The sequence below is a fragment of the Rhizobium sp. P1_E1 genome, from assembly GCF_056406015.1.
Map to the genome: position 1 here is coordinate 126,676 of NZ_JBFUAY010000001.1, position 13,036 is coordinate 139,711.

12 protein-coding genes are annotated in these 13,036 nt (G+C 62.6%); 9 read left to right on the forward strand and 3 right to left on the reverse strand.

From position 1 onward, the window contains the following. Positions 1-191 precede the first annotated feature (191 nt). The 6 genes from AC1D1Z_RS00645 (at position 192) to AC1D1Z_RS00670 (ending at position 7,237) form a co-directional block, all read left to right on the forward strand. On the forward strand, positions 192-554 hold the full coding sequence (locus tag AC1D1Z_RS00645; protein WP_018244428.1) for a septal ring lytic transglycosylase RlpA family protein: 363 nt from the start codon (positions 192-194) through the stop codon (positions 552-554). A gap of 131 nt (positions 555-685) precedes the next feature. Then, the gene (locus AC1D1Z_RS00650; protein ID WP_131605462.1) at positions 686-1,975 is read left to right on the forward strand and encodes an RsmB/NOP family class I SAM-dependent RNA methyltransferase; all 1,290 of its coding nucleotides are present in this window, start codon (positions 686-688) and stop codon (positions 1,973-1,975) included. A gap of 214 nt (positions 1,976-2,189) precedes the next feature. Next, the gene (locus tag AC1D1Z_RS00655; protein ID WP_128408405.1) at positions 2,190-3,467 is read left to right on the forward strand and encodes an imelysin family protein; all 1,278 of its coding nucleotides are present in this window, start codon (positions 2,190-2,192) and stop codon (positions 3,465-3,467) included. 47 nt (positions 3,468-3,514) lie between these two features. After that, the gene (locus AC1D1Z_RS00660; RefSeq protein WP_131605461.1) at positions 3,515-5,053 is read left to right on the forward strand and encodes a di-heme oxidoreductase family protein; all 1,539 of its coding nucleotides are present in this window, start codon (positions 3,515-3,517) and stop codon (positions 5,051-5,053) included. Continuing rightward, positions 5,053-6,153, forward strand: coding sequence for an imelysin family protein (locus AC1D1Z_RS00665; protein ID WP_131605460.1), 1,101 nt, complete (start codon positions 5,053-5,055; stop codon positions 6,151-6,153). Before AC1D1Z_RS00660 ends, AC1D1Z_RS00665 begins: the two co-directional genes overlap by 1 nt. Positions 6,154-6,157: 4 nt before the next feature. Further along, entirely contained in the window at positions 6,158-7,237 is a 1,080-nt protein-coding gene (locus tag AC1D1Z_RS00670) for a DUF1513 domain-containing protein (RefSeq protein ID WP_131605459.1), read from the forward strand. Between the two features lie 56 nt (positions 7,238-7,293). Here the strand turns inward: AC1D1Z_RS00670 and AC1D1Z_RS00675 are convergent, their stop codons facing one another. Further along, on the reverse strand, positions 7,294-8,370 hold the full coding sequence (locus AC1D1Z_RS00675; protein WP_131605458.1) for a DUF2252 family protein: 1,077 nt from the start codon (positions 8,368-8,370) through the stop codon (positions 7,294-7,296). A gap of 251 nt (positions 8,371-8,621) precedes the next feature. Here AC1D1Z_RS00675 and AC1D1Z_RS00680 point away from each other — a divergent pair, with 251 nt between their 5' ends. The 3 genes from AC1D1Z_RS00680 to guaA all read left to right on the forward strand — a co-directional run bounded on the left by AC1D1Z_RS00680 (position 8,622) and on the right by guaA (position 11,361). Next, entirely contained in the window at positions 8,622-9,071 is a 450-nt protein-coding gene (locus AC1D1Z_RS00680; RefSeq protein ID WP_003544704.1) for a PaaI family thioesterase, read from the forward strand. Next, complete coding sequence (locus tag AC1D1Z_RS00685; protein ID WP_018244421.1) at positions 9,068-9,706, forward strand: 5'-methylthioadenosine/S-adenosylhomocysteine nucleosidase; 639 nt, start codon at positions 9,068-9,070, stop codon at positions 9,704-9,706. Before AC1D1Z_RS00680 ends, AC1D1Z_RS00685 begins: the two co-directional genes overlap by 4 nt. A gap of 92 nt (positions 9,707-9,798) precedes the next feature. Further along, positions 9,799-11,361 carry a glutamine-hydrolyzing GMP synthase gene (guaA, locus tag AC1D1Z_RS00690; protein WP_047617382.1) on the forward strand — a complete coding sequence of 521 codons (1,563 nt, stop codon included), beginning with the start codon at positions 9,799-9,801 and terminating at the stop codon, positions 11,359-11,361. 97 nt (positions 11,362-11,458) lie between these two features. On the opposite strand, the gene AC1D1Z_RS00695 is transcribed toward guaA, so the two are convergent. Beyond that, positions 11,459-12,058: an NADPH-dependent F420 reductase gene (locus AC1D1Z_RS00695; RefSeq protein WP_477849164.1), complete on the reverse strand. Its 600-nt coding sequence runs from the start codon at positions 12,056-12,058 to the stop codon at positions 11,459-11,461. Between the two features lie 155 nt (positions 12,059-12,213). Continuing rightward, the gene (locus tag AC1D1Z_RS00700) at positions 12,214-12,948 is read right to left on the reverse strand and encodes an SDR family NAD(P)-dependent oxidoreductase (protein WP_131605456.1); all 735 of its coding nucleotides are present in this window, start codon (positions 12,946-12,948) and stop codon (positions 12,214-12,216) included. Positions 12,949-13,036: the final 88 nt, after the last annotated feature.

Below are 13,036 nucleotides of genomic sequence, written 5' to 3' on the forward strand. Positions count from 1 at the left end.
TTAGCTGATTTTATTAGGTTTTTTCCACATTTGAGGGCGGCATGGATTCCTGAGATTCCATCACCGCACTCACGAATGTTACAGATTGTAATATTCCGTGAACACATCCGGCACTTTTTCGCCACTTTTTCGCAGATTTAAGCCCCGCCGCCTGCAAGGGCGTGAGTTCAATAGTTGAGGGATACTCTGTTTTGAAGAAAATACGTCGTTCTATTATCGTCGCCGCAACTATTGCCGCCTGTTCTTCCATGCTTCCGGCGGAAGGTTTTGCTGCAAATGGCTGTGGCGGTGCTTCATGGTACGCACTTCGCTCCAAAACTGCTTCCGGGGAACGTATGAACCCTGCCATCTTGACTGCCGCACATCGTTCGCTTGCTTTCGGCACCAAGGTGAAGGTCACCAACCGCAATAATGGCCGCACTGTCGTCGTTCGTATCAACGATCGTGGTCCGTTCATCCGTGGTCGTGTGATCGACCTGTCCCGCGCCGCCGCGCAGAATATCGGCATGGTGAGCTCCGGCACCGCGAAGGTTTGCTACCAGGTCATCAGCTGAGGCGCCGGAAGCGGCGCTTGCTCTTGCCGTCAATCGCGGTTACCACCCGGTTGAGACTTGTGAACAATCCACTGCGTGACTATCGCGTTTGCGCTGGTCGTTCACACGCCACGGCAACAGGAGACATGTGAATGCGTCTGGGCGGCCGCCTCGAAGGGGCGATTTCAGTGCTCGCGGACATCGATGCCCGCAAGCGGCCCGTCGCCGACGCGCTGAAGGACTGGGGCCTCGCGCACCGCTTCGCCGGTTCCGGCGATCGTGCTGCGATCGGCAACATCGTCTATGACGCACTGCGCATGCGGCTTTCCCATGCCTGGCTGATGGATGACGATAGTGCCGCGGCAATTGCCCATGCCGTCATGTTCCGCCAATGGGGTTTCACCCCGGACAGTCTTGCCACTGAGCTGGCGGATGACAAGTTTGCGCCGACGCCGCTTTCAGCCGACGCCGCCTCGGCCTTTCAAAGCCGCTCCCTCGACGATGCGCCGCCGCATATCCGCGGCGATATTCCCGAATGGGTCCAACCCTCCTTCGAACAGGCCTTCGGTGCCAGCTGGCTCGCCGAGGCACAGGCACTCGCCGCCCGCCCGACGCTCGATCTGCGCGCCAACCTGCTCAAGGCCTCCCGCGACAAGGTCGTCAAGGCGCTCGAAAGAGCCAACGCGCATGCAGCGAAGATCGCCCGCCACGGCATCCGGATTGCCGCCGGCGAAGGCGCCTCGCGTCTTCCCAACGTGACAGCCGAGCTTTCGTTCCAAAAGGGCTGGTTCGAAGTTCAGGACGAGGGATCGCAGATCGTCGCCGACCTGGTGCTCGCCCATGATGGCGAACAGGTTCTCGACTATTGCGCCGGCGGGGGCGGCAAGACGCTCGCCATGGCGGCCGCCATGCAGAACAAGGGACAGGTTCACGCCTATGACGCCGACCGCAAACGGCTGGCGCCGATCATCGAGCGGCTGAAGCGGGCAGGCACGCGCAATGTCCAGGTGCATGACGACGCCAGGGCGCTCTCCGCCCTTGCCGAACGCTGCGACAAGGTGCTGGTCGACGCGCCCTGCACCGGCACCGGCACGTGGCGCCGCCGCCCCGATACGAAGTGGCGGCTGACGGCCAAGAACCTCGACGAACGCACGGCCCAGCAGCAGGACGCGCTGGCGCAGGCGAGCAGCTTCGTCAAATCAGGCGGCGAACTGATCTACGTCACCTGCTCGGTCCTGCCCCAGGAGAACGAGGAACAGGCGCGCCGCTTCACGGCCGCCAATCCTGATTTTCAGATCGTCAGCGCCCTGCCTGCCTGGGACCAGCTCTTTGGAAAGGACGCCCCGCGTCCGCATTCTTCCGACGGCCTGACGGTGACGCTGACGCCCGCCTCCACCGACACGGACGGCTTCTTCTTTTGCCGTATGCAGCGGAAGGGCTGACGCGGCTTAGCGGAGGCCTGCAACGGATGGCGATGCCGCGGCGAAATGGCACGGTTGCTGCCGATTTTTCAAGCAGATGCCGTTCAAAAATGACCGGTTGGCCGCGCCTGTCCATTCTTAAAATCATTCCAAACTAGAGTGTTTGACACCAGTTTGCTTTTGGGCGAAGAGACGGAGCCCGATTAGACGGAAAATCCCGTCACAGGAGAGGATCATGAAGCTCAACCGCAAATTCCGCGCAGCCGTGCTGGCGATCGCCCCCGCCGCCCTGCTCGCCCTTCCCGCGCATGCCGAGACCGATGCTGCCGCCGTAGTGAAACACTATGCCGATGTGGCGCATGCGAAATACGAAGACTCGCTGACGACAGCCAAGGCGCTCGACGCCGCCATCGACGCCTTCCTGAAGGCGCCGACCGACGCGACGCTCAAGGCCGCCAGGGACGCCTGGATCAAGGCACGTGTTCCCTACCAGCAGACGGAAGTCTATCGCTTCGGCAATCCGATGGTTGACGACTGGGAAGGTAAGGTCAACGCATGGCCTCTCGATGAAGGCCTGATCGACTATGTCGATGCCTCTTACGGCACCGAGAGCGACGAAAACTCTCTCTATGTGGCAAATGTCATCGCCAACAAGACGATCAAGATCGACGGCAAGGATGTCGACGCCTCCAAGCTGACGCCGGAATTCCTCTCCGGCACGCTGGCCGAGGCCGGCGGCATCGAAGCCAATGTCGCGACCGGCTATCATGCCATCGAATTCCTGCTCTGGGGTCAGGATCTGAACGGCACCGGGCCTGGCGCCGGCGACCGTCCGGCAACGGATTACGATCTCAAGAATTGCACGCACGGCAATTGCGACCGTCGCGCCGAATATCTGAAATCCGCCTCCACCCTGCTCGTTTCCGACCTGCAGGAAATGACCGACAACTGGACGCCGGACGGTGCTGCGACGAAGAACGTCGAAGCCGATCCGAAGGCCGGTCTCGTCGCGATCCTGACGGGCATGGGTTCGCTTTCCTACGGCGAGCTTGCCGGCGAGCGCATGAAGCTCGGCCTGCTGCTGCACGATCCCGAGGAAGAGCATGATTGCTTCTCGGACAATACCTACAACTCGCATCTCAACGACGCGATCGGCATCGCCGCCGCCTATACCGGCAACTATACCCGCGTCGACGGCACCAAGCTCAGCGGCCCGTCGCTGCACGATCTGGTGGCCGCCAAGGACAAGGCGCTCGATGCCGAAGTGGAAGGCAAGCTCAACAAGACGCTCGATGCCATGAACGCCATGGCTAAGCGCGGCGAGACGGTCGAGAAGTACGACCAGATGATCGCCGAGGGCAACAAGGAAGGCAATGCCGTCGTCCAGGCCGCCATCGACGGGCTGATCGACCAGACGAAATCGGTGCAGCGCGTTATTGCCGCACTCGATCTCGGCACGGTTCAGCTTGAAGGTTCCGACAGCTTGGATAATCCTAACGCCGTCTTCAAATAAGCAAAAAGGCGGGCCGCTTCGAAAGCCGAGGCGGCCCGGACCCTGAAATGTCGCATGCCCCGGCCCGCCGATTGATCGCCAGCGCAGTGCTCTGCGCCACGCTTGCCGGTTTTTCCGTCAGCATCGCCGCCGGTTTCGATCTGCCGACGAAACGCAGCGACCTTTCCGCGGCCGATCTGAAACGTGTCGCCGAGGTCACCCGGCCAACGGCGGATTTTTCCAAGGCAGAACAATACGAAGCGATGCAGGCAGGGGCGACGACCTCGATCGACCCCGTCACCGAGGACAGCTTCTCGCATATTTCGGCCAACATCCCCTTCGACGAAGAGCAGAATTTCAAGCTCGGCAACGCGCTCTTCCGCAAGCTCTGGGTTTCCGCTCCCTCCTCGACGCAGGCCTCCGATGGTCTCGGGCCGCTCTTCAACGCCCGCTCCTGCATGAGCTGCCATGTCAATGACGGCCGCGGCAAACCGCCGGAGGGAGGCCCGAGCGCCACCTCGATGTTGCTGCGGCTTTCCCGCGCGGCCGGGACGCCGGAGGAAGAAAAGGCGATCGTGCAGGCTGATGTCGTCAATTTTCCCGATCCGGCCTACGGCCATCAGCTGCAGGACCTCGCCGTTCCCGGCCTTGCTGCCGAAGGAAAGATGGCGATCAGCTACCAGGAAGAGAGGGTGACGCTCGGCGACGGCGAGATCGTGTCGCTGCGCCGGCCGAGCTATGCGGTTGTCAATCCCGCTTATGGACCGCTCGATCCCGCGACGACGATTTCGCCGCGTGTCGCCTCGGCGATGATCGGCCTCGGACTGATCGAGGCCATTCCCGAAGCCGATATCCTCGCCCATGCCGATCCGGACGATACCGATGGCGACGGCATTTCGGGGAAGGCGGCGATCGTGCGCGACCATCGCAGCGGCAAGATCGCGCTCGGACGATTTGGCTGGAAGGCACAGAACGCTACGGTGCGCGACCAGAGTGCGGATGCCTTCGCCAATGATATCGGCATCTCGACGCCCGATCAGCCGAAGGCGCAGGGCGACTGCACCAGGGCGGAAGAAAAATGCCTTGATATGCCGACAGGGGTGCAGAAACGGCTGGGCGCGCAAGAAGCGCCGGGTCCCATTCTCGACCTCGTGACCTTCTATTCCGAAAATCTCGCGGTTCCCTCGCGCCGCAAGGCAAGCTTCCCCGAGACGCTGAGGGGCAAGCGGATCTTCTACGAAACGGGCTGTATTTCCTGCCATGTGCCGAAATTCGTCACCCGCCGGGATACGCCGGACAAGGCACAATCCTTCCAGCTGATCTGGCCCTATTCCGACTTTCTCCTGCACGATATGGGCGACGGTCTTGCCGACGGGCAACAGGTTGGCCTTGCAAGCGGACGTGAATGGCGCACGCCGCCGCTATGGGGTATAGGACTGACCCGGACTGTCAGCGGACACAGCTTTTTCCTGCATGACGGCCGTGCGCGGAGCCTCACCGAGGCGATTCTCTGGCATGGCGGCGAAGCTGAAAAGGCCCGCAACGCTTTCTCCTCCCTGTCGACCGACGACAGGGCGGCCCTGATTACATTCCTGGAGTCACTTTGATGCGCCTTTGGCACCCCCTGCTCTGCCTTACTCTGCTCGGCCTCGCGACATCAGCGACCGCCCAGACGGCCACTCCCCCGGCAGGGCTGAACGAGGATGCCGTTCCCGCCGTCATGCAGCGCGCCGTCGACGACGTGATCCGTCCCGGCTATCGCAACATGCAGCAATCGGCCGCCCGGCTGACGACGGCGATGAAGGATCTTTGCGCCGACGGCACGCAGCAGACGCTCGACAAAGCAAAGTCCACCTTCGACGATACGATCCGCTATTGGTCGATCATCGAGATCGTCCAGACCGGACCTGTTATCCAAGACAATCTCTTCGAGCACATCCTGTTTTATCCCGACCGCAAGGGCGTCGGCCTCAAGCAGGTGCAGGCGCTGATCGCCAAGGCCGATCCGAAGGATGCGACCGTTGATGCGATCGCCGGCAAGAGTGTTGCGTTGCAAGGCCTGACGGCGCTGGAATACGTGCTTTACGGCAATGGCTCCGACGATCTCGTCGGGCAGAAAGGCAGTTTCCGCTGCCTTTACGGCCAGGCGGTCGCCGGCAATATCCAGCGTGAGGCCGGCGAAGTCGTCGCCGCCTGGGAAAAGCCCGATGGCGTGCAGGCGAGCTGGAAACATCCAGGCCCGCAGAGCAACGATTTCATGGACAACAAGGAAGCGGTGACGGCGCTGCTCGGCATTCTCGTCCATGGTGCTGAGAATGTCCGCGACCAGCGGCTGGAACAGTTCTACAAGGGCAAGGACACCGCGCCACGGCCGCGCATGGCGATCTACTGGCGCTCCAAAAATACCTGGAAATCGATGGCCGCCAATCTGGAGGGCCTTCGCACGCTCTGGCAGAAGGCCGGCATGGCCGAGCTGCTGCCGCCGGACAAGCAGCCGATTGCCGCCTCGATCGACGAGGACTTCAAATCGCTGCTCGACAGTGTGCCGAAGCTCAATCCCGACATCGATGTCGCCACAAGCGATGCGGAGAAGGCCAAGCTCGATACGCTGCTTGCCGATAGCCGCGACCTGATCACCCGGATCAGCGACGAATATGGCGCGGCCATCGGCCTTTCAGCCGGCTTTTCCTTTTCGGACGGAGACTGAGACGATGATGCCAAGTGCCGCGATCGACCGACGCAACTTCGTCAAGGCGGCCGGCCTTGGCTTCCTTGCGGCCTTGGCGCCGAGGTCGCTGATGGCGCTGGAGCGGGCCGATGCGGTCTATGCATCGGGCATTCGTGCAGCCGACGGCTCCTTTGCCATTGCGACCGTGACCGAGCGTGGCGAGATCGTCGATCATGTGGCGCTTCCCGCCCGCGCTCACGGCATGGCCTTCAGCGCCAGCACCGGCAAGACTGTCGCCTTCGCGCGCCGGCCCGGCACCTATGCGATGATCTTCGATCCCTGGAACAAAAGCGAGCCTGTTGTCATCAACTCCAGGGAGGACCGGCATTTTTACGGCCACGGCGCCTTCTCTCCCGATGGTCGTTTGCTCTACGCCAGCGAGAACGACTTCGACGGTAATCGCGGCATGATCGGCCTCTACGACGCCACCGACCGCTTCGCCCGCATCGGCGAATTCGAGACCTACGGCATCGGTCCGCACGACATAACCGTTTCCGAGGACGGACGCCTTCTCATCGTCGCCAATGGCGGCATCGAGACGCATCCGGATTTCGGCCGCACCAAGCTCAATCTCGGCGAGATGCAGCCATCGCTGGCGCTGATCGATGCGACAACCGGGGCGCTGGTCGAAAAACATGTGCTGCCGGCGGAATGGGCAGAACTCTCCACCCGCCACGTCGATCTCGACGGCGAGGGCCGCATCTGGTTCGCCTGCCAGTATGAAGGCCACCGCAAGGATTTGCCGCCGCTCGTCGGCCATTTCGCCAAGGGTGAAGATCTCTCCTTCATCGACCTGCCGGAGGAGACGACGCGCAGGCTTGCCAATTACGTCGGGGCGATCGCCGTCAATCGCAGCGAAGGTCTTGTCGGCATCACCTCACCGAAGGGCGGCGCCTCGGTGACCCTTGACGCAAAGTCGGGCAAGGTGCTGGCCGAGACCGTCGTTCCCGATGCGGCGGGCATCGCGCCGGCAAGAGGCGGCTTTGCCGTTTCCTCCTATGATGGCGATTTCCTGTCGACCCGCAGCGACGTCGCCTGGGATCAGCACATCGTGCGGATCTAAATCAGAGAGGCGCAATTCCGGACGCAAAACCGCTGCACACTTTTGCTGGAATTGCTTTAGCCGGCGCGGGAATAGGCTTTCTGCTCGGCGCTGACGCTCGATGCCGCGGCCCTTGCCGCCTCGTGCAGCCATTCGTTTCCCCGCACCGCCAAGTCCTTCAGGATCGCTGCAACCGCCGCCGCATCGTCGGAATGGCAATTGGCGATCTCGAAGCCCATCAGTTCCAGCATCGTCGGCGAAAGCAAGATCTCGGGATGCCGGTCGATTTCAATCTTGCAGCTGTTCGGCGAGAGCCGGCGCACGAGGATACGACCGGAGACCCGGTAGTGAGGATCGGCTGAGCGCGCCCGTCCATTGGCGATCTCGTCCGCATGGATCGCCACGTCCTGCGGCCTGTGGCGAAGCGACCAGACGGACGGCAGCAGCGCCTTCGCCTCGCGCAGCACCGGCCCACCCTGCCATTCGGCATAGGCGACGAAACGCGGCCGGCCAAGGCTGCCGGTGCCGCCGCTGCGCGGCTTCGGCACGAAGGGCCCTGCCCCGGACGGCAGCGCGGCGGCGAGCGCCTTGATATAGGCTGATGGCGGCGGCTTGCTGCCGGGAAGCAACAGTTCGTATTTCTCCCAGAATTCCCGGCGTTCGGAATTCGGCAGCATCAGCGCCTTGCGCAGCCATTTGTGGTCGCGCTCGAGGATGACGGGCAACGGATTTTCAAGGCCCCTGCGATAGCCGCTCAAGATCAATTCGCCGATCATGCGAACCGAGGGACCGTCGTCGCCGCGCGCCAGGATGGCGCTTGCCGCAAGGCGAACGAGATCCAGCGCATAGGGCATCACCGCCGCGTCGTCGAAATCATTGACGCCCCAGACGAGCCGGCCCTCGATGTCGCGCCAGGTGCCGAAATTCTCCAGATGCGTATCGCCGATCGCCAGCACCTCAGGCGCGCCTGTAAGTTCCGGGCAGATATCGAGGATGATCTCGCACCAGCGCCAATAGGTGGCGCGCAGGAAGACGAAATCGTCGCTTCGCATCTTCTCGTGCTTCTCCCGGAGATCGTCCTTGACGAGATCGTCGCCGAGTTCGCCGGCCAGCCAGGTCTCGAAATTCCGGACCGATTGCGATATCGTCGTCATGCCGGCGCTCCATCATTCGCGACCCGGTGCGGAGAATACGCGCACCGCGCGAAGCTGCAATCGTCTTCGCATCGGATCGCCACAATCCAACGGTACTGGCCAGCTACCGGCTTGCGCGGCGGCGCAAAGGTGAAAGGTTGCCCCGGCGACACGGTCCCGGGTTTCCATCGCCGCCCGGACCGATTTCAGCAATGTCCAGCTTGTCGAATGCGGCGCGCCATGCCACTTTCGCGGCTGCAAGAGGGGCAGACATGAGCGAGACTGACAGGGGCGATTTCCGCGCGCGAATCCGCCGCAATTTTGCGCGCCAGGCGGCGATGGAAACGATCGGCGCGGAGCTGACGCGCGTCGAGCACGGCGTCGTCGAGATCGAGCTTCCCTTCGACGTCAAGCTGACACAGCAGCACGGCATCCTGCATGCGGGCATCATTTCCGCAGCGCTCGATTCGGCCTGCGGCTTTGCCGCCTACAGCGTCATTGACCCGGAAGCCTCGATCCTGACGATCGAGTTCAAGGTCAATCTCATGTCGCCGGGGCGTGGCGATCGTTTCCTGTTTCGCGGGGAAATCACCAAACCCGGCTCCACCATCATCGTCGCCGACGGACGAGGCTACGCGATCAGCGACGGGCCGGCCAAACTCATCGCCTCCATGACCGGAACGATGATGGTGATCCGCGGTAGAGAGGGCATTACGGGATGAAGTTCGAACTGAAATCGGTCGCGGGGAAATCCATCCTTTTCGTCATGGCGGCGGAGGCCGAATACGGTCCCTTCCTGCGTTCGCGCATCGAACCTTTGATGACCGGGGTCGGCCCGGTCGAGGCAGCCATCGCGCTGAGCAAGACATTGGCGCGGCTGGATGCAGTCGACGAACTGCCCGATCTCGTCGTGTCCCTCGGTTCGGCCGGCTCCGCGAAACTGGAGCAGACCGAAGTCTATCAGGTGACCTCGGTTTCCTACCGCGACATGGACGCCTCGCCGCTCGGCTTCGAAAAGGGCAAGACACCCTTTCTCGACCTGCCCGCAACGCTCGAACTGCCGCTGCGCATTCCCGGCATTGCCGAAGCAAGTCTTTCCACCGGCGGCAACATCATTTCGGGCGCCGCCTATACCGGCATCGACGCCGACATGGTCGACATGGAGACCTATGCGGTGCTGCGCGCCTGCCAGGGCTACAAGCTGCCGCTGATCGGCCTTCGCGGCATTTCCGACGGCGCCGTCGAGCTGCAGCATATTTCGGGCTGGACCGAATATCTGCACATCGTCGACCGCAAGCTCTCTTACGGCGTCGACAGCCTGTTCACCGCACTGGAGGACGGGGTATTCTGGTTCTGAGCCCTTGAATGCGGGACAATTGGAACAATAAAAACCCGATACCGCCGATTTCCCGCATTGCCAGGCGAAGCGCTTTTCATTAAAGCCTCGCCATGACCCAGACAGCACATCCCGACTCCGTTCTCATCGTCGATTTCGGCAGCCAGGTGACCCAGCTCATCGCACGTCGCGTGCGCGAGGCTGGCGTCTATTGCGAGATCGTTCCCTTCCAATCGGCCGAAGAGGGCTTCAACCGCCTGCAGCCGAAGGCCGTGATCCTGTCCGGCAGCCCGGCTTCCACGGTGGACGAGGGATCGCCGCGAGCGCCTCAGATCATCTTCGACAGCGGCCTGCCAGTCTTCGGCATCTGCTACGGCCAGCAGACGATGTGCATGCAGCTCGGCGGCAAGGTCGAGAGCGGCCATCACCGCGAATTCGGCCGCGCCTTCCTCGAGGTCGACAGGGACTGCCAGCTGTTCGAGGGCCTGTGGTCCTCCGGCTCGCGCCATCAGGTCTGGATGAGCCATGGCGACCGCGTCACCGCGCTGCCGGATGGTTTCGAGGTGGTCGCCACCTCCTCCAACGCGCCCTACGCCTTCATTGCCGACGAGAAGCGCAAATATTACGGCGTGCAGTTCCACCCGGAAGTCGTGCATACGCCGGATGGCGCCAAGCTGATCGGCAACTTCATTCACAACATTGCCGGCATCAAGGGTGACTGGTCGATGTCGGCCTATCGCCAGAAGGCGGTCGAGCAGATCCGCGCGCAGGTGGGCGACAAGCGCGTCATCTGCGCGCTTTCAGGCGGCGTCGACAGTTCCGTCGCAGCGCTCTTGATCCACGAGGCCGTCGGCGACCAGCTGACCTGCATCCTCGTCGACCACGGGCTGATGCGCAAGGACGAGGCGGCGGGCGTCGTCGCCATGTTCCGCGAGCACTACAATCTGCATCTGCTGCACGTCGATGCTTCCGACCGCTTCATCGGCGAACTCGAAGGCGTCAGCGACCCGGAAACCAAGCGCAAGATCATCGGCCGGCTGTTCATCGAGACCTTCGAGGAAGAGGCCAAGAAGCTCGGCGGCGCCGATTTCCTCGGCCAAGGTACGCTCTATCCCGACGTCATCGAAAGCGTTTCCTTCACCGGCGGCCCGTCGGTGACGATCAAATCGCACCACAATGTCGGCGGCCTGCCGGAGCGCATGAAGATGCAGCTCGTCGAGCCGCTGCGCGAGCTCTTCAAGGACGAGGTGCGCGCGCTCGGCCGCGAGCTTGGCCTGCCCGACAGCTTCATCGGCCGCCACCCCTTCCCCGGCCCCGGCCTGGCCATCCGCTGCCCCGGCGGCATCACCCGCGAAAAGCTGGAGATCCTGCGCGAGGCCGATGCGATCTATCTCGACGAAATCCGCAAGGCCGGCCTCTACGACGCTATCTGGCAGGCTTTTGCCGTGCTGCTGCCAGTCCAGACGGTCGGCGTCATGGGCGACGGGCGCACCTATGAATTCGTCTGCGCGCTGCGCGCTGTCACCTCCGTCGACGGCATGACGGCGGACTTCTACCACTACGACATGGAGTTCCTCGGCCGCGCCGCGACCCGCATCATCAACGAGGTGCGCGGCATCAACCGCGTGGTCTACGATGTTACGTCGAAGCCGCCGGGCACAATCGAGTGGGAGTGACGCGGAGTACCGTGGGGTAGTATCGGATGGCAGAGGACACTCGAGCGAATCCTAGGCCATCGTACTTCTCGGGCCAAATCACACGGCCTTAGATCGATTACTGCTCCTTCTTGAACAAATCCTGGAAGATGAGCTGGCCCCAAGTGCGGCCGCGTGCGTGCACCAGCGCGCCACCCTCGTTGAGCTTTCCCAGCTTGACGGGTGCGAACCCGAGCTGTTTGGCCAAATCCGCCACGGGAGCGATCGCGTCCTCGTCGTCGCTCGACAGAAAGACGACCCGGTGGCCGCCCTCGACGACCGGGTCGGCAGCCAGGGTGGCGGCAATCAGGTGATTGAACCCTTTCACGAACTTGGCGCCGGTGAACGACTTCGCTGCGAAGGCGGAGGACGGGAGACCGTCCAGCTCCTCAAGGGGAACCAACGCGTTCATCGCGTCGATGACCGTCTTGCCTTTCCAGCTCGGCAGAGCCTTCGCAACCTCGCGATGCTCCTCAAACGGGACCGCCAAGATGATTGTGTCGGCCTCGAGCGCATCCCGCAGCGACTTGGCGACGACCGTGGGGCCAATCGCCCGAGCCTGCGRCGCCAACGCCTCGGGCGGCCGGCGGCTCGCGACGGCCACCTTGATGTTCTTACGGGCGAAGGCGTGGGCGAGGGCCTGGCCTATCTTACCGAACCCTACAATCGCATAGCTCATAATGCTTCTCCAATCCGTGTTGCTATTAATTCCCCGGCCGTCAACGGCGCTGGGTTATCCGTTCCACTGTGTGGCGACCTTCGCGGAGACGTCCTGCCGTGAACGAATTCCGCACGGCCGGACGGGTCAGCCAGTTCCGGCGATCCGGCGCGAATTCAGATGGCCGAGAAGCCGCCGTCGACAGACAGCTCCACCCCATTCACGAAGCTCGAATCGTCTGAAGCAAGAAACAGCGCGACCGCCGCGATTTCCTCAGGACGACCCATCTTTCCCCGCGGGATCAGAGATTCGAACATCCGCTTCGCATCCTCGGTGAGAACTTGGTCCTGCATCGGTGTGGCGATCGGCCCCGGGCTCAGCACGTTCACCCGGATATTCCTGCCCTTGAGTTCGTTGAGCCAAGTGCGTGCGAATGAGCGCAACGCCGCCTTGCTCGCCGAATACACGCCGTAGCCAGGAAAACCTTTCACCGAAGCAACTGACCCGGTCATGAAGATCGATCCGCCATCGTTGAACAGCGGCAGCGCCTTCTGAACCGTAAACAGCGTGCCGCGCGTATTCAGGTTGAAGGCCGCATCGAAATGCTGCTCGGTAATCTCGCCCAGTGGGACGGCTTCGCCCATGCCGGCGCTCGCGTACAGGACGTCGATGCTGCCCTTTTCCCGCTTGACCGTGTCGAACAGACGGTCGAGGTCGTTGAGATTGGCCGCGTCGCCGCGCACGCCGGTCACGTTCCGGCCAATCAACTTGACGGCCTCGTCGAGCGCCTCCTGCCTCCGGCCCGTGATGAAAACATAGGCGCCTTCTTCAACGAACCGCTTGGCGCTCGCCAGCGCCATGCCGCTCGATCCACCCGTGATGACTGCAACCTTACCCTCAAGCTTTCCCATGACTTCTCCTTCCAGGCTCCGCCTTTGATCGTTCGGGGACGCCCCCGAGACCCTCAAATAGGTCCGCCGGAGTCAGGCGTTGAGTGCG